The following is a 16,762-nucleotide window of genomic DNA, read 5'->3' on the forward strand; positions in this document are numbered from 1 at the left end:
ACCGGCGCAGGTAGGGTCGATGGCGCATGCATCGCCTCACCGTCGTCCTCCTCGCCGCCGTCGACGCCGCCATCGCGGTGGCCGTCGGCATCGCGGCGACCCTCGCGCCGCTCACCCTGCTGTGGGTCGTGGCCTTCGGCGGTGTCGCCGACTGGGCGGCGCTCTGGCCCGCCGCCGCGTCCATCTGGCAGCTCGGCCACGCCGTGCCGCTCGACGTCGAGCTCGCCGGCGCGTACGTCGCCGCGGTGGGCGTCGATCCGTCCGCCGAGTCCTTCGCCCTCTCGCTGGGGCCGCTCGCGTTCGCGGCCTTCACCGCGATCTTCGCCGCTCGGTCGGGCATCCGCGCCTCCCGCGCCGAGGCGTGGGTGACCGGGGTGGTGACCGGTTCGGTGGTGGTGGCGGCGCTGTCTGCGCTCGTCGCGTTCACGTCGACGTCGGCGGTCGTGACCGCCACCACGTGGCAGGCCGTGCTGCACCCGACCCTCTTCTTCCTCATCCCCGGCGTCATCGCCGCGGTGGCCACCGAATGGCGCGAAGCCGGCTCCGGCGCGATCGCCCGTCTCCGCGACCGCATCGAGTCCGCACCGCACGGCTGGGGCCTCGTCCCGGCGCTCGTCGCGCGGGGCGCGGCGGTCGCCGTCATGGGGCTGCTGGGGGCGGGAGCCCTCGTCCTGGCGGTGGGGATCTTCACACGGGGCACCGAGATCATCGGGCTTTACGAAGCCGGCAACGTCGACCTGCTCGGAGCGATCGTGATCACCCTCGCCCAGCTGGCCTACCTTCCCACCCTCGCGATCTGGGGTCTGGCGTTCGTCGCCGGACCCGGATTCTCGCTCGGCGCCGGCACGGCGGTGTCGCCGGCGGCGACGCAGGTGGGCGTGATCCCCGGCATCCCCGTTCTCGGCGCGGTGCCCGAGTCGACCACCCCATGGCTGCTTCTGCTGGCGCTGCTGCCGGTCGCGCTCGGTGCGCTGGCGGGCTGGATCGCCCGATCCCGGCTCATCGCGCTCGAGAAGGATGCCGTCGCACGCGGCATCGGGCCGCAGCTGCGCCGCCCGGACGACGACGATCCCATCGCCGCCCGCCTCGCCGTCACCGGCGGCATCGCCGTCGTCGCCGCGGCCGCGACAGCGCTGCTGGCCTCGCTGGCGGCCGGGAGCATGGGACCGGGCCGCCTGACCGCCGTGGGGCCGGAGCCCGGCGCCGTGGCACTGGCGGTCGGTCTCGAAGTCTGCGTCGGAGCCGGCATCCTGCTGCTGGCCCCCCGGCGCCGGGAGGATCGCGTCCCCGAGGCCGCCGAGCTCGACCCCCAGGGACCGGTGTGGTTCGACACCGAGCCGATCGAGCCCCTGCGTCCCCCGGACGAGCACCCGACGGGAGCGTCGGGCACGCGCTTGTAGACTGTGCGGGTGCTCACCGTCGCCGTCCTCATCTCCGGCGCGGGCTCCAACATGAGGGCCCTCCTGGATGCCGCGGCCGACCCCGATTTCCCCGCCCACGTCGTCGCCGTCGGCGCCGACCGCGAAGCGGACGGCTTCGCGCACGCCGAGCACCACGGGATCCCGACGTTCCTGGTCCCCTACGAGCGCTTCGACTCGCGTGAGGAGTGGGGCGCGGAGCTCGGAGCCCAGCTCGACGTCTGGCGCCCCGACCTCGTGGTGCTGAGCGGGCTCATGCGACTGCTGCCGGCATCGCTCGTCGACGCGCGCTCGCCGCACATCATCAACACCCACCCGGCGTACCTGCCGGAGTTCCCGGGCGCGCACGGCGTGCGCGACGCGCTCGCCGCCGGGGTCTCCCAGACCGGCGCCAGCGTCATCATCGTCGACAACGGAGTCGACTCGGGTCCGATCCTCGCCCAGGAGCGCGTCCCCGTTCTTCCGGGTGACGACGAGCACTCGCTGCACGAACGCATCAAGCCCGTCGAGCGGCGTCTGCTGATCGACGTCGTCCACCGCATCGCCACCGGAGACCTCGATCTCGACGCGGTCGCGGCGACTCCGAAACCCTGAACCGCACCACCCCGAGGAGCCTGCATGGCCGCGCCGACCACCGATCCCGCTCTGTATCGACACCGCGACGAGGTCCCCGTCCGCCGGGCGCTCGTCTCGGTCAGCGACAAGACCGATCTGCTGGTGCTGGCCCAGGCGCTCGCCGCGGCCGGCGTCGAGATCGTCTCGACGGGGTCGACGGCAGCCACGATCCGCGAGGCCGGACACGAGGTCACGGACGTGGCGACGGTCACCGGCTTCCCCGAGTCGCTCGGCGGCCGCGTGAAGACGCTGCACCCGAGCGTGCACGCCGGACTGCTGGCCGATCTGCGTCTGGAAGACCACGAGCGGCAGCTCGGCGAGCTCGGCATCGAGGCCTTCGAGCTCGTGGTGGTGAACCTCTACCCGTTCGTCGAGACCGTCGCCTCGGGCGCCCAGGGCGACGACGTCGTGGAGCAGATCGACATCGGCGGCCCCGCCATGGTGCGGGCGTCGGCGAAGAACTTCGCCAACGTCGCCATCGTCGTCTCGCCCGAGTCCTACCCGGCGATCATCGACTCGCTGCGCTCGGGCGGCACGACCCTCGCACAGCGCAAGGAGCTCGCCGCGCGGGCGTTCGCGCACACTGCCGCCTACGACCGCGCCGTCGCGACCTGGTTCGCCGACCAGACGCTTCAGGACGAGCGCGATCTGCCCCAGCACCTCACCATCAAGGCGGAGCGGCTGGCCACCCTGCGCTACGGCGAGAACTCCCACCAGCGCGCCGCCATCTACACGCGCACGGGGGGTCACGGCATCGCTCAGGCGACCCAGCTCCAGGGCAAGGAGATGTCGTACAACAACTACGTCGACGCCGACGCGGCCCTCCGGGCGGCATTCGACATGGTCAAGCCCGCCGTCGCCATCATCAAGCACGCGAACCCGTGCGGCATCGCGGTGTCGGCGCCGCAGGCGCTCGACCCGATCGCGAGCGCCCACCTGCGCGCCCACGAGTGCGATCCCGTGTCGGCCTTCGGCGGCGTCATCGCGGCCAACCGCACGGTCACCCTCAAGATGGCCGAGAACCTGCGCGACATCTTCACCGAGGTGATCGTCGCCCCCGACTTCGAACCCGAAGCCCTCGAGCTGTTCCGCCTCAAGAAGAACCTCCGCGTGCTGCAGCTGCCCACCGACTGGCAGCAGGAGCGCATGGACGTCCGCCTGGTCTCGGGCGGCTTGCTGCTTCAGGACGCCGACCGGTTCCCCGACGACATCGAGTCCGTCGCGAAGGACTGGGAGCTCGTGTCCGGCGAGCGCCCCGAGGCGGACGACATGACGAACCTGATCTTCGCGTGGAAGGCGTGCCGCGCGGTGAAGTCGAACGCGATCGTCCTGGCGCAGGCGTCGGCGACCGTGGGAATCGGCATGGGCCAGGTCAACCGCGTGGACTCCTGCAAGCTCGCCGTCGAGCGCGCCGGCAGTCGTGCCGCCGGGTCGGTCGCGGCATCCGACGCCTTCTTCCCGTTCGCCGACGGACCGCAGGTGCTGATCGACGCCGGCATCCGCGCCATCATCCAGCCCGGCGGCTCGGTGCGCGATCAGGAGGTCATCGACGCCGCGCGCGCGGCCGGGGTGACGATGTTCTTCACCGGCGAGCGGCACTTCTTCCACTGACGCCGGGTTCCCGCAGCCGTCGGCGGCCGACCGTCACGGCGTCGGGCGGCCGTACTCCTCGAGGATGCGCAGCCACACCTCGCTGAGCGTCGGGTAGGACGGCACCGCATGCCACAGGCGCGACAGCGGAACCTCCCCGACGACGGCGATGGTGGCGGCGTGGAGCATCTCGGCGACGTCGGGGCCGACGAACGTGACACCCACGAGCACCTCGCGCTCCCGGTCGACGACGGCGCGCACGCGTCCGGTGTAGGCGTCGGCGTGCGTGGAGGCGCCGGCGATGTCCGCCAGGTCGTAGTCGATGACCTGGACGTCGATCCCGGCTTCCCGCGCCGCATCGGACGTCATCCCCACCGACGCGACCTCCGGATCGGTGAAGGTCACCTGCGGCACGGCGTCGTGGTCGGCCGTGGCGACGTGTGCCCCCCACGGGCCGTCATCGACCGTCCCGCCCTTCGCGCGGGCGGCGATGACGTCGCCCGCGGCGCGGGCCTGATACTTGCCCTGGTGGGTCAGCAGGGCGCGGTGGGTGACGTCCCCGACGCCGTAGAGCCAGTCGCTGCCGCGGACCCGCAGCGTGTCGTCGACGTCGAGCCACGCGCCCGGCTCGAGCCCGACGGTCTCGAGGCCGAGGTCGCTCGTCCGCGGCGTGCGGCCCGTGGCGACGAGCACCTGATCGGCCGTCACTTCGGATCCGTCGTCGAGGGTCACGACGGCGCTGCCGCCGTCTCGGCGTGCCGCCACGACCTCGACGCCGAGCCGTACGTCGACGCCCATCTCGCGAAGAGACGTCGTGACGAGCTCGCCCGCGAACGGCTCCATGCCGCCGAGGACCCCGGAGCGTGCGAGCAGGGTCACCGTCGTGCCGAACCCGGCGTACGCCGTGGCGATCTCGGCGCCGACGACACCGGCCCCGAGGATCGCAAGGCTCTTCGGCACGTCGCGGACGCTCGTGGCGTCGCGGCTCGTCCACGGCTCGATGTCGCGCAGTCCGGGGATGTCGGGAAGGAGCGCGGCCGAGCCGGTGCACACCGCCACGGCATGCCGGGCGACGAGGTCGACCGACGCGCCGTCCGCGCCGCTCACGGTGACAGCGCGCTCACCGGTGAACCGCGCGTGGCCGCGCACCAGATCGATCCCCGCGCCGCTCAGCCACTCCACCTGCGACGTGTCGTTCCACTCGTGCACCATGCCGTCCCGCCGGGCGAGCACGGCCGCAACGTCCACGTCGCCGGTGACGGCTTCGCGGGCCCCGCCGACGCGTCGCGCGGCGCGGACGGCCGCTCCCGAGCGCAGCAGTGTCTTGGACGGCATGCACGCCCAGTACGAGCACTCGCCCCCCACCAGCTCGGCCTCGACGATGACGGCCGTCAGTCCCCGCTGCACCGCACGGTCGGCGACGTTCTCGCCCACCGCACCGGCGCCGATCACGATCAGGTCGTATTCGCGTGCATTCATGGTGCACACGGTAGCGCCCGGTGATGCAGCCTCCGAGGGCTTGCGGAGACCGCAGGGGTGTGCCAGCCCGCGCGCTGCCGTGTCCGATTTCCGCCAGCCGAGATCGGGGACGCGTGTCAGGCTAGGGGCATGACAACGCCCACGACGACCGGCGGCGCGCGGGGGATGACCTTCCACGAGCGCTACGGCGTCATCAGCTCCCGCGATCCCCGCTTCGACGGCCAGTTCGTCACGGCGGTGCGCTCCACCGGCATCTACTGCCGGCCGAGCTGCCCCGCACGCACGCCGAAGGCGGCCAACGTCACGTTCTACGCCACGTCGGCGGCGGCCCACGAGGCGGGATACCGCGCGTGCAAGCGGTGCCTGCCCGAAGCGGCACCCGGCTCGCCGGAATGGGATCTGCGCAGCGACACGGCAGCGCGGGCGATGCGCCTCATCGCGGACGGCGTCGTGGACCGCGAGGGCGTTCCGGGGCTCGCGCGGCGGCTCGGATACTCGCCCCGTCACCTGACGCGCCTGCTCACGGCCGAGCTCGGGGCGGGGCCTCTCGCGCTCGCCCGCGCGCACCGGGCCCACACGGCGCGGATGCTCCTGGTGGGAACCGATCTGCCCGCCGCCGACGTCGCCTTCTCGGCGGGATTCTCGAGCGTGAGACAGTTCACCGACACGGTCGGCGAGGTCTTCGGGATGCCGCCGACCGAACTGCGCGCGCGTCGTCATCATGCCCCGTCGCCGGGGCCGCTCGATCTCGTGCTCCCGGTGCGGGGGCCGATCGACACGGTCGGGCTCTTCGGCTGGATGCGCGCGCACGCGGTGCCGGGCATGGAGGCGGGGGCGGCGGACGCCTTCGCGCGGGTCGTGCGCCTGCCGGGGGGCCCCGCGTGGTTCGAGCTGCGGCAGGACGCGGCGGGCCGGCTGCGGCTGCGCGGACAGCTGACCGCGCTTTCCGACCTGGGCACGCTCATCGCGCGTGTCCGCAGGCTCTTCGACCTCGACGCCGACCCGATCGCGGTCGACGAGTCGCTCGCGCGGCATCCCGAGCTCGCGGCCGCGGTCGCGGGCGTCCCCGGGGTGAGGGTGCCCGGCGCCGTCGACGCGGCCGAGATGCTCATCCGCGCCATGATCGGTCAGCAGATCAGCGTCGCGGCGGCGCGCACCGTACAGGGACGGCTGGTGGCGGCTCTCGGCGAGACCGTCGACACGCCCGACGGGCCGATGACGCTGTTCCCGACACCCGCGGCGATCGCCGAGCGCGGCGCCGACGTGCTGCGCGGTCCCGCCGCGCGCGTCCGTGCGGTCCTTTCCGCGGCGGCCGCGCTCGCCGACGGCACGCTGGCGGTCGGACCGGGCGACGACCCGCTCGAGCTGCGTCGCACGCTGCTCGCGCTTCCCGGCGTGGGGCCGTGGACGGCGGACTACGTCGGAATGCGCGTCCTCGGCGATCCCGACGTCCTGCTGCCCGGTGACGTCGCCGCCCGCGCCGGAGCCGCCGAACTCGGCATCCCCGCCGATGCCGCCGGGCTGACCGCCTGGGCGCCGCGCGCGGCCCCGTGGCGCAGCTACCTCATGGCGCACCTCTGGTACGCCGCCCCCGTCACCCGGGCATGGCGCTCGGCGCCGCCCGCGCAGACACAGGAGTCCATCGCATGACCGCCACCCTGCAGACCGTCACCACCCCGGACGGCCCTTTCACCATCCTCTCCGACGATGCCGGCCGGGTTCTCGCGTCGGGATGGACCGACGATCCCGAGGCGATCCTGGCCCGGCTGCACCCCGCGCGTCGACCCGCGTCGCTGCGCGACGGCGAGACGGATGCCGCCGCGGCCGTCGACGCGTATTACGCCGGCGATCTCGGGGCGCTCGACGAGGTCGAGGTGTCGCAGTACGGCACCGCGCTGCAGCGCGCGGGCTGGGCGGCATTGCGACGCATCGAGCCCGGACGGCCGCTGACCTACACATCGTTCGCGGCGGCGCTCGGTCAACCGCGCGCCGTGCGGGCCGCGGCATCCATCTGCGCCCGGAACGCCCCCGCCCTCTTCGTACCGTGCCACCGGGTGCTGCGATCCGACGGGTCGCTCGGCGGCTTCGCGTGGGGGACCGCGGTCAAGGAGCGTCTGCTCGCCCGCGAGTCCGCGGACTGATCCGTTCGAGTCCCGCGCCGAACGGATTCCGGAAAGCGCTTGCGTTCAGCATCCTCCCAGGCATACGCTTGAGGGCTGTCGCGCTCGCGACACCACCGCCCACCCCGAGGAGGATGCCATGTCTCTGATCGCCGTCGTCGCGAGCGTCGTCCTCCCTGCCGCCCTCCGCGGCGTCTCGGGTCTCGGGCGTCCTCGCCTCCAGGGGTGATCGCTCCCCGCTGAGCGCGACGCCGCGTCGCCCTCCACCTGCCTCGGCGCCGGTCCGATCCGGCATAACGCCGCCACCGGGAGCGTTCCCTCCGACGGGACCCCACTCTCCACTGCGCCCTGCGCGCCTTCCCGGCCCCACCCGGCCATCCGCTCCACCTCTCTGCAAGGATCATGACCCTCACCGCCGAAACGCCACGGTCCGATTTGTCCACCCTGCGCGCGCTCTCACGTCTCCTGCCGTTCGCCAAGCCCGTCCTGCCGCGCCTCGTCCTGGGCGCCGTGAGCGCGCTCATCGCGTCGCTCCTGGCCCTGTCGATCCCGCTCGTCCTCGAAGGCGTCGTCGCCGGGCCGATCTCGTCCGGCGATCTCGCCCAGATCGCGTGGGGCGCTGCGGCGATCCTCGGTCTGGGACTCGCCGAAGCGCTCATGGTGTGGCTGCGCCGCTGGTTCGTGCTCGGCCCCGCCACCGGGGTCGAGTACTCGCTGCGACAGTCGTTCTATGCGCGGCTGCAGCGGCTTCCCGTGGCCTTCCACGACCGTTGGCAGTCGGGGCAGCTCCTCAGTCGCATGATGCAGGACATGAGCATGCTCCGCCGTTGGATGGCGTTCGGCGTCGTCCTGCTCGTGGTGAACGTGCTGACGATCCTCGTCGGAACCGTGCTGCTGTTCCGCTGGCACTGGCTGCTCGGCACCATCTTCCTGGTGACCTCGGCGCCCCTGTGGTACGCCGGGTACCGGTTCGAGAAGACGTACGGCACCCTCGCCCGCCAGAGCCAGGACCAGGCCGGCGACCTCGCCACCTCGGTCGAGGAGAGCGTGCACGGCATCCGGGTGCTCAAGGCCTTCGGCCGGGGCAAGCACGCCCTGCAGAAGTTCACCCGGCAGGCGGAGACGCTTCGCGAGACCGAGCTGAGCAAGGCGCGCGCGGTGGGTGCCATCTGGTTCTGGCTCGTGCTCCTGCCCGACATCGCCTTCGCGCTGTGCCTGGGCGCCGGCATCTACCTGGTGCAGCTCGGGCAGCTGCAGACCGCCGAGCTGATCGCGTTCTTCGCGATGGGCACGGTGCTGCGCTGGCCCATGGAGTCCATCGGCTTCCTCTTCTCCTTCATGCTCGATGCCCGCACCGCCACCGACCGCATCTTCGAGGTCTTCGACGAGGAGAACACCATCACCTCGCCGGACCGACCGGTCTCGATCGAGCGGCCGCGCGGCGAGCTGTCGTTCGAGGGGGTCCACTTCCGCTACCAGGATGCCGCGCCCACCGAGCGGGACCTCCTGGACGGCGTGGATCTGACCCTCCGGCCGGGCGAGACGATGGCCCTCGTCGGGCTGACCGGGTCCGGCAAGACGACCCTGACGACTCTTCCGACGCGCCTGTACGACGTGACCGGTGGGCGCGTGACGCTGGACGGCGTGGACGTGCGGGACCTCGACCTGGTCGAACTGCGCCGGCACATCGGCATGGCGTTCGAGGACGCGACGCTCTTCTCGCAGACCGTGCGAGAGAACGTGCTGCTCGGCCGCGAGGACCTGCAGCCGGGATCGGCGGAAGCCGAGCGGGTGCTGCGCGAAGCGCTCGGGGTCGCGCAGGCGAGCTTCGTCGACGACCTGCCCCACGGCGTCGACACGATCATCGGCGAAGAGGGCATGAGCCTGTCGGGCGGACAGCGTCAACGCCTGGCGCTCGCCCGCGCGGTGGCGGCCCGCCCCGCGGTGCTCGTGCTCGACGACCCGCTGTCGGCGCTCGACGTCGACACCGAGGCGCTCGTCGAAGACGCCCTGCGGGAGGTCCTCCACGCCACGACCGCCCTGGTCGTCGCCCACCGTCCCTCGACGGTCACCCTCGCCGACCGCGTGGCGCTCCTCGAAGCCGGACGCGTCACCGCCGTGGGCACCCATTCCGAACTGCTGCGCACCAGCGAGCACTACCGACACGTGATCTCGAGCCTCGAGGTCGAAGAAGCCCGCCTGCGGGAGAGGGAGGTGAACCTGTGAGCACCACCGTCACCGGAACCAGCGGCGAAGACCGCTCCGACTACACCAAGGACGAGAGCAGGTCGATCCGCCGCCGCTCGCTGCGTCTGCTCGGTTCGCTCGTGTCACCCCTGCGGGGTCAGCTGATCCTCGCCGCGAGCGTGCTGATCGTCTCGACCGCCTTCCGCGTGGCCGGGCCCGCGCTCATCGCCTTCGGCATCGACCGCGCCCTGCCCGCCGTCGTCGACCGCATGGACTGGATGCCGACGATCGGCGTCGTGGTGGTCTACCTCGTCACCGCCGCGGGCGGCGCCGGCCTCATCGGCTGGTACGTCGTCGTCACGGCGCGACTCACCCAGGCGATCATGCTCGACCTGCGCAAGCGCATCTTCCTGCACACCCAGAAGCTCAGCCTGGAGTTCCACGAGTCGTACACATCGGGGCGCATCATCTCGCGTCAGACCAGCGACCTCGACTCGATCCGCGAACTGCTGGACGGCGGTCTCAACGAGCTCGTCTCGGGGCTGCTGTACGGCGGCTTCACCCTGATCGCGCTGCTGCTGCTGGACTGGCAGTCGGGCGTGATCCTGGCCGTCATGGGCATCCCGCTGATGCTGCTGATGCGCTGGTTCTACCTGCGCTCCCAGCTGGTGTACCGCGAGTCCCGGGTGGTCAGCGCGAAGGTGATCGTGAAGTTCGTCGAGACGATGACCGGCATCCGCGCCGTCAAGGCGTTCCGCAAGGAGCCGCGGAACGACGACGACTTCGGCGAGCTCGCGAGCGACTACCGCGAGGTCAACATGCGCTCGATCCGCCTGTTCGGCACCTTCGAGCCCGGACTCATGGCCGTCGCCTCGGTGTCCGTCGCGCTCGTGCTGCTGTGGGGCGGCATCCGCGTCGTGGACGGCGGCATCGCCGTCGGCGTGCTGCTGGCCGCCGTGCTGTACGTGCGGAACTTCTTCTCGCCGCTGCAGGAGGTCGCGTTCTTCCTGAACTCCTACCAGTCGGCCGCGGCCGCTCTCGAGAAGGTGTCGGGCGTGCTGGAGGAGGAGCCGACCGTGCCCGACCCCACGCGCCCGGTGGATCTGTGGAGCGCTCGTGGCCACGTCCGCTTCGAGGGCGTCGAGTTCGGGTACTCGCGCAACCGCGTCATCCTGCCGGATTTCAGTCTCGACATCCCGGCCGGACAGACGATCGCGCTGGTCGGGACCACCGGAGCGGGCAAGTCCACCCTCGCCAAGCTGGTTTCGCGGTTCTACGACCCGACCGCCGGCCGGGTGACGCTCGACGGCGTCGACCTGCGGTCGCTCCACCCCAAGGACCTCCGTCGCGCAATCGTCATGGTCACCCAGGAGGCGTACCTGTTCAGCGGGACCGTCGCCGACAACATCGCGCTGGGCAAGCCCGACGCGACGTTGGAGGAGATCCAGGCGGCGGCGCGCGCCGTCGGTGCTCACGGGTTCATCGAGGCGCTGCCGGACGGCTATGCCACCGACGTGAACAAGCGCGGCGGCCGGGTCTCGGCCGGTCAGCGTCAGCTGATCACGTTCGCCCGCGCGTTCCTCGCCGACCCGTCGGTGCTGATCCTCGACGAGGCGACCGCGTCTCTCGACATCCCGAGCGAACGGCTCATCCAGGATGCGCTGCAGACGCTGCTGGCGGACCGCACGGCGATCATCATCGCTCACCGTCTGTCGACCGTGGCGATCGCCGACCGCGTGCTGGTCATGGAGCACGGCCGGATCATCGAGGACGACGCCCCCGAGAACCTCATCGGCGGCGACGGCCGGTTCGCGAGGCTTCACGCCGCCTGGCGCGAATCCCTCGTCTGAGAGCGGATGCCGGGGCTCACGCGGTCTCGCGGGGTCCCGGCATCCGTCGTCTCAACCCGCTTCGCGCACGCCGCTCGACGGGAGCCCGAGGGTTGCGTGGTCGCCCGCCCGCGCGGACGAGACCGTTCCGGCCAGGGGATGACCGGAGGGCAGGTGGGCCAGAGCCACCGCGCCGTCGATGCCGTGGCCGCGCGGCTCGACCAGCGTGATGTCGAACTCGCTGGCGGCCAGGTGGGACGCGAACGCCTCGCGCAGCTGGGGCGAGCGGAACACCCCGCCGATGGCGCACACGTCGAACGCCTCGTCGGCCTCGCGCACGCGTCGGAGGGCCGTCTCGACGCTGTGGGCGAGCTCGCCGCCGGCGCGCACGGTGATGAACCGGCATACGGCGTCGCCTTCGCCGGCCAGACGTGCGACGTCCTCGGCGAACGAGGCGATGGTGCGAACCCTGTCGTCGCCGGTCTGCAGGGCGATGTACGCCTGCGTCAGGTCGGGCCAGTGCAACCGGGCCACGTCGGTGAGGGCGGTGGGTGCGCCGCGCCCGTCGAACGCGCGCATCACGGCGTCCAGGGCCTCGCGCCCGATCCAGTAGCCGCTGCCGGCGTCGCCCATGAGGTAGCCCCACCCGTCGACCCGCGCCGTCGTGGTCGCGCCGACCGCGAGGGTCACCACACCCGTGCCGGCCGCGACGACCGCGCCCCGCTCGTCTCCCATCGCCCCGAGGTACGAGGTGGTGGAGTCGTGGGTGAGCACCACCTCGCGGATGCGCGGATCGGCGATCGCCGCGAGCAGACCCCCGGCGTCGGCTTCGAGGGCCGTCAGCCCCGACACGCCCGCGGCGACCACCGAGATGTCCAGCGGACTGCGCGCCAGGACGGTGCGCACCACGTCGGCGAGCTGCGCGAGCAGCGGCTCATGGGTGCGGATTCCGGGGAAGACCTCGTCACGGGTGGCTGCGCCCGCCTGCACGCGCACCTTGATGCCGGTCTGGCCCGCATCGATGGCCAGCACGCCTCTCGTCTCGCTCACACTGACGACCTTCCACGGCTCGCGCGATGCGGTCAGCGTACCCGCACGTGGTCGCCGGCGGCGATGGCCCGCGCGACCGTACGTTCGACGTGGTCCCAGTCGTGTACGACCTGCGCATAGGTGAACCGCAGCACGGTGAAGCCGGCCAGGACCAGTTCCGCGTCGAAGCGCACGTCCTTCGTGCGCTGCGCTGACGACGAGTGGTGCTCGAAGCCGTCGATCTGCACGACGAGCCGTTCGCCGACCAGCAGATCGACAGGGCGGCCCAGCAGCACGACCTGCTGGGCGATGGGAACGCCGAGGGGAGCGAGGCGCACCAAGGCGATGGTTTCCAGCCGACACCCGCTCGGCGCACCGGCCCGCCGCAGGGCGGCTGTGGATGCGCACGCGTCTCCGAGGCGCGGGGGAGGAGAGGATGCGACCGGGCGACTCCGGATTCCGGACGGCGCTCACCGCACCGGGCTCCGGAAACCGGAGATCTGCGCGAATTCCGGACCCTGTGCGGCGCGGCATCCGGGAATCGCCCCCGCCTCCGGTTTCCGGACTCGCAACGCGCCGAAACGTCCGGTTCCCGGACTCGCAACGCGCCGGAACGTCCGGATGCCGGGCGAGCGGCTCAGGCGGTCAGAGCCGGATCTCGGCGATGACCTCGCTGTACTCGGTCTCTCCGACGGGGGTGAACCCGACCCGGCGGAAGAACGCCTCGGGCCCGCCCTCGCCGGCCTCGTAGATGACGTTGACGTGGGACATTCCCCGCTCGCGGGCTTCGTCGATCAGCTTCTCGACGGCGAACCGACCCACGCCGCGTCCCTGATCGTCCGCGTCGACGTTGATGCGCCAGAGCACGGACTTGAAGTGCTCCTCGGGAGCCTCGTCGTCGAAGTTGGCGCTGACGAAGCCGACGACCTCGTCGCCGTCCAGGACGACGCGCTGCCACGACGTCTTCGGGTTTATCACGGTCGCGGCGATGCCGTAGCTGACCGGGGCGAGGAACTGCTCCTGCCCGGGCTTGAGCGACAGATTGTTGACCGCCACGATGGTTGCGGCGGAGAGTTCCTCGAGTCGCAGTTCAGCCATGGACCACAGGGTATCCGCAATACCCGTGCCGGTCACGCGCGCATCGTCACATCCACCGGGTTTATCTTGACGTCGAGATACTTTCGCCCTGTGCGATAGGCTGATCGCCGACCCGCGACGAAAGACGACACCGGTGACTGATTCGACCATCATCTACACCTATACCGACGAGGCGCCGGCGCTTGCGACCGCGTCTTTCCTGCCGATCGTGCAGGCGCTGACCCGCCAGGCGGGGGTCGACGTCGAGACGCGAGACATCTCGCTCGGCGGCCGCATCCTCGCGGCGTTCCCGCAGCGGCTGACCCCGGAGCAGCAGGTGGGCGACGCCCTCGCCGAGCTCGGCGGACTCGCGACGCTCCCCGAGGCGAACATCATCAAGCTGCCGAACATCTCGGCCTCGATCCCGCAGCTCAAGGCGGCGATCGCTGAACTGAAGTCGCAGGGCTTCGACATCCCCGACTACCCGGACGAGCCGCAGACGCTCGAAGAGAAGGACGTCCGCGCCCGCTACGACCGCATCAAGGGCTCCGCGGTCAACCCGGTGCTGCGCGAAGGCAACAGCGACCGCCGCGCGCCGCTGTCGGTGAAGAACTACGCCCGCAAGCACCCGCACCGCAACAAGCCGTTCCCCGAGGGATCGAAGACGCGCGTGGCGACGATGGGCCACGACGACTTCCGCTCCAACGAGACCTCGGTCGTCATCCCGGCCGACGACGTGCTCACCATCGAGCACACCGCCGAGGACGGCACCACCACGACCCTGAAGTCGGGCATCAAGGTGCTCGAGAACGAGATCGTCGACGCCACGTTCCTGTCGGCGGCGGCACTGGACGCCTTCCTCGCCGAGACCCTCGAGACGGCCAAGGCCGAGGACGTGCTGTACTCGGTGCACCTCAAGGCGACGATGATGAAGGTCAGCGACCCCATCATCTTCGGCCACGTCGTGACGGCCTTCTTCGCCGACGTGTTCGACACCCACGGTGCCGCGCTCACCGCAGCGGGTCTCACCCCGAACGACGGACTCGGCTCGATCCTGTCGAGCCTCGACCGCGTCGAGGGCGGGGCAGAGATCGCCGCGGCGTTCGACCGGGCCCTCGCGGCCGGTCCGCGTGTGTCGTACGTCAACTCCGACAAGGGGATCACGAACCTCCACGTCCCCTCCGACGTGATCATCGACGCCTCGATGCCCGCGCTCGTCCGCAACGGCGGCAAGCTGTGGGGCGTCGACGGGGGAGAGGACGACACGCTCGCGGTCATCCCCGACTCGTCCTACGCCGGGGTCTACCAGACCGTCATCGACGACGTCATCGCCCACGGGCCGCTCGATCCCGCGACGATCGGGACCGTCCCCAACGTCGGTCTCATGGCGCAGGCCGCCGAAGAGTACGGCAGCCACGACAAGACCTTCGAGCTCGCCGCGGCCGGTGTCGTGCGGGTGCGCAACCAGGCCGGTGACGTGCTCCTGGAGCACGACGTCCAGGCCGGTGACATCTGGCGCGCCACGCAGACCAAGGACATCGCGGTGCGGGACTGGGTGAAGCTCGCCGTCACCCGGGCGCGTGCGACCGGCGCCCCCGCCGTGTTCTGGCTCGACGCGGGCCGCGCGCACGACGCCACGCTCATCGAGAAGGTCAAGACCTACCTCGCCGAGCACGACACCGACGGGCTCACCATCGAGATCCTCGCGCCCGCCGAGGCGACCCAGTACTCGCTGGACCGGCTGCGCGAGGGCCAGGACACCATCTCGGTCACCGGCAACGTGCTCCGCGACTACCTCACCGACCTGTTCCCGATCCTCGAGGTCGGCACGAGCGCCAAGATGCTCTCGATCGTGCCGCTCCTGGCGGGCGGCGGGCTCTTCGAGACCGGCGCCGGCGGCTCGGCCCCCAAGCACGTGCAGCAGCTCGTCGCCGAGAACTACCTGCGGTGGGACTCCCTCGGCGAGTTCTTCGCCCTGGCCGCATCCCTCGAGCACCTCGCGACGTACACGGGCAACGTCAAGGCCCAGGTGCTGGCCGACACGCTGGATGCCGCGACCGGCAGCTTCCTCGAGAACGACAAGTCGCCGGGGCGCGCACTCGGCACGATCGACAACCGGGGCAGCCACTTCTACCTCGCGCTCTACTGGGTGCAGGAGCTCGCCGCGCAGCAGGCCGACCCCGAACTGGCCGCGGTCTTCGCCCCTGTGGCGCAGGCGCTCGCCGAGAACGAGCAGCAGATCGTCGACGAGCTCGTCGCCGTCCAGGGCAAGCCCGCCGAGATCGGCGGCTACTACCGTCCCGACGCCGAGCTGGTCGAGGACGTCATGCGCCCGTCCCCGACCTTCAACCGCATCATCGACGGCATCGCCTGACGACGACGGAAGGACGAGGGGTGGATGCCGCGGCATCCGCCCCTCGTCTCGTTCCGCCCGCGGGCGGGTGACTCAGCCGAAACGCTCCCGGACGAAGCGCACCTGCTCGTCCCATTGGTACGGGCCGCCGCCCTCGTGGTCGTTCGCCTCGTACACCCGGATCTCCTTGTCCCTCGCCGGAATGCGGTTGAACGCTGCGTACACGGTGGACGGCGGGCAGGTGAGGTCGTGCAGCGCGACGGAGAAGAGCGTCGACGCCGAGATGCGGGCGGCGAAGTTCACCCCGTCGACGTACGACAACGTCTCGAACACCCGCTCCCCGGCGTGCCGGTGCACCGACAGGTAGCGCACGACCTCCTGGTACGGATCGCGGTCGGTCAGACCGACCGCGCGCTCGAAATGGCAGAGGAACGGCACGTCCGCGAGCACGGCGGCGACGTCGCCCGCCAATGCCCCGGCGGCGATCGCGATGCCGCCGCCCTGACTGCCGCCGGCCACCGCCACTTTCGAGGCATCGACGCGGTCGAGCCCGCGCACGGCGTCGACGGCGCGGACGGCGTCGGTGAAGACGCGGCGGTAGTAGTAGGACTCGGGAGAGTCGATGCCGCGGGTCATGAACCCCGAGGCGGCCGGGCCGCTGCCGTGCGGGTCCGGCGTCGCTCCGCCGCCGCCCCACATGGAGCCCTGGCCGCGCGTGTCCATGAACAGGTGGGCGAATCCGGCCGCCGACCACGCGAGACGCTCGTGCGGGAGGCCGCGGCCTCCGCCGTAGCCGTTGAACTCGACGACGGCCGGCAGGGGGCCCGCGTCCGCGGTCGGGAGGAGGAGCCACGCCTTGACCGGTTCTCCGGCGAAACCGGGGAAAGTCACGTCGTACACCTCGACGGTGCGCAGCGGCGACTCGATCCGGTCGAGGATCACCTCACCGCCGGCCGCGCGCGCGTCGCGCACGGTGGCGGTCCAGAACTCGTCGAAGTCGGCGGGTTCTCGGACGTCGGGGCGGTAGGTCGTCAGCTCTGCCAGCGGCAGGTCGAATCTCGGCAC

The 16,762-nt window shown here is 71.5% G+C and carries 13 protein-coding genes; 8 read left to right on the forward strand and 5 right to left on the reverse strand.

Annotated features, from left to right (window positions below; genetic code table 11):
* Positions 1 to 26 precede the first annotated feature (26 nt).
* From Q9S36_RS23100 to purH, 3 genes are read left to right on the forward strand one after another with little or no spacing between them, the layout of a single operon-like run.
* Positions 27 to 1,400, forward strand: coding sequence for a DUF6350 family protein (locus tag Q9S36_RS23100; RefSeq protein ID WP_311287193.1), 1,374 nt, complete (start codon positions 27 to 29; stop codon positions 1,398 to 1,400).
* A 9-nt stretch (positions 1,401 to 1,409) separates the two neighbouring features.
* Positions 1,410 to 2,012, forward strand: a complete 603-nt coding sequence (purN, locus tag Q9S36_RS23105) for a phosphoribosylglycinamide formyltransferase (RefSeq protein ID WP_251453402.1) — start codon at positions 1,410 to 1,412, stop codon at positions 2,010 to 2,012.
* A gap of 24 nt (positions 2,013 to 2,036) precedes the next feature.
* On the forward strand, positions 2,037 to 3,644 hold the full coding sequence (gene purH / locus Q9S36_RS23110; RefSeq protein ID WP_311287194.1) for a bifunctional phosphoribosylaminoimidazolecarboxamide formyltransferase/IMP cyclohydrolase: 1,608 nt from the start codon (positions 2,037 to 2,039) through the stop codon (positions 3,642 to 3,644).
* 33 nt (positions 3,645 to 3,677) lie between these two features.
* Here the strand turns inward: purH and Q9S36_RS23115 are convergent, their stop codons facing one another.
* On the reverse strand, positions 3,678 to 5,102 hold the full coding sequence (locus Q9S36_RS23115; RefSeq protein WP_311287195.1) for an NAD(P)/FAD-dependent oxidoreductase: 1,425 nt from the start codon (positions 5,100 to 5,102) through the stop codon (positions 3,678 to 3,680).
* Between the two features lie 129 nt (positions 5,103 to 5,231).
* Between Q9S36_RS23115 and Q9S36_RS23120 the strand changes: the two genes are divergently transcribed.
* The 4 genes from Q9S36_RS23120 (at position 5,232) to Q9S36_RS23135 (ending at position 11,259) form a co-directional block, all read left to right on the forward strand.
* Entirely contained in the window at positions 5,232 to 6,752 is a 1,521-nt protein-coding gene (locus tag Q9S36_RS23120) for an AlkA N-terminal domain-containing protein (RefSeq protein WP_311287196.1), read from the forward strand.
* Complete coding sequence (locus Q9S36_RS23125; protein WP_311287197.1) at positions 6,749 to 7,243, forward strand: methylated-DNA--[protein]-cysteine S-methyltransferase; 495 nt, start codon at positions 6,749 to 6,751, stop codon at positions 7,241 to 7,243. Before Q9S36_RS23120 ends, Q9S36_RS23125 begins: the two co-directional genes overlap by 4 nt.
* Positions 7,244 to 7,624: 381 nt before the next feature.
* Complete coding sequence (locus Q9S36_RS23130; protein WP_311287198.1) at positions 7,625 to 9,448, forward strand: ABC transporter ATP-binding protein; 1,824 nt, start codon at positions 7,625 to 7,627, stop codon at positions 9,446 to 9,448.
* Positions 9,445 to 11,259 (forward strand): ABC transporter ATP-binding protein, encoded by a 1,815-nt coding sequence (locus tag Q9S36_RS23135; protein ID WP_311287199.1) that lies wholly within the window; start codon positions 9,445 to 9,447, stop codon positions 11,257 to 11,259. Before Q9S36_RS23130 ends, Q9S36_RS23135 begins: the two co-directional genes overlap by 4 nt.
* Before the next feature lie 51 nt (positions 11,260 to 11,310).
* Here the strand turns inward: Q9S36_RS23135 and Q9S36_RS23140 are convergent, their stop codons facing one another.
* The 3 genes from Q9S36_RS23140 to Q9S36_RS23150 form a co-directional block, all read right to left on the reverse strand.
* Positions 11,311 to 12,288, reverse strand: coding sequence for a BadF/BadG/BcrA/BcrD ATPase family protein (locus Q9S36_RS23140; protein WP_311287200.1), 978 nt, complete (start codon positions 12,286 to 12,288; stop codon positions 11,311 to 11,313).
* A 32-nt stretch (positions 12,289 to 12,320) separates the two neighbouring features.
* Complete coding sequence (locus Q9S36_RS23145; RefSeq protein WP_311287201.1) at positions 12,321 to 12,605, reverse strand: DUF559 domain-containing protein; 285 nt, start codon at positions 12,603 to 12,605, stop codon at positions 12,321 to 12,323.
* A 307-nt stretch (positions 12,606 to 12,912) separates the two neighbouring features.
* On the reverse strand, positions 12,913 to 13,365 hold the full coding sequence (locus Q9S36_RS23150) for a GNAT family N-acetyltransferase (RefSeq protein ID WP_311287202.1): 453 nt from the start codon (positions 13,363 to 13,365) through the stop codon (positions 12,913 to 12,915).
* A gap of 133 nt (positions 13,366 to 13,498) precedes the next feature.
* Between Q9S36_RS23150 and Q9S36_RS23155 the strand changes: the two genes are divergently transcribed.
* Positions 13,499 to 15,718, forward strand: coding sequence for an NADP-dependent isocitrate dehydrogenase (locus Q9S36_RS23155; protein ID WP_311287203.1), 2,220 nt, complete (start codon positions 13,499 to 13,501; stop codon positions 15,716 to 15,718).
* A gap of 72 nt (positions 15,719 to 15,790) precedes the next feature.
* Here Q9S36_RS23155 and Q9S36_RS23160 read toward each other — a convergent pair whose 3' ends face one another.
* Positions 15,791 to 16,762 (reverse strand): acetylxylan esterase, encoded by a 972-nt coding sequence (locus Q9S36_RS23160; protein WP_311287204.1) that lies wholly within the window; start codon positions 16,760 to 16,762, stop codon positions 15,791 to 15,793.

Source organism: Microbacterium sp. ARD31, assembly GCF_031844425.1.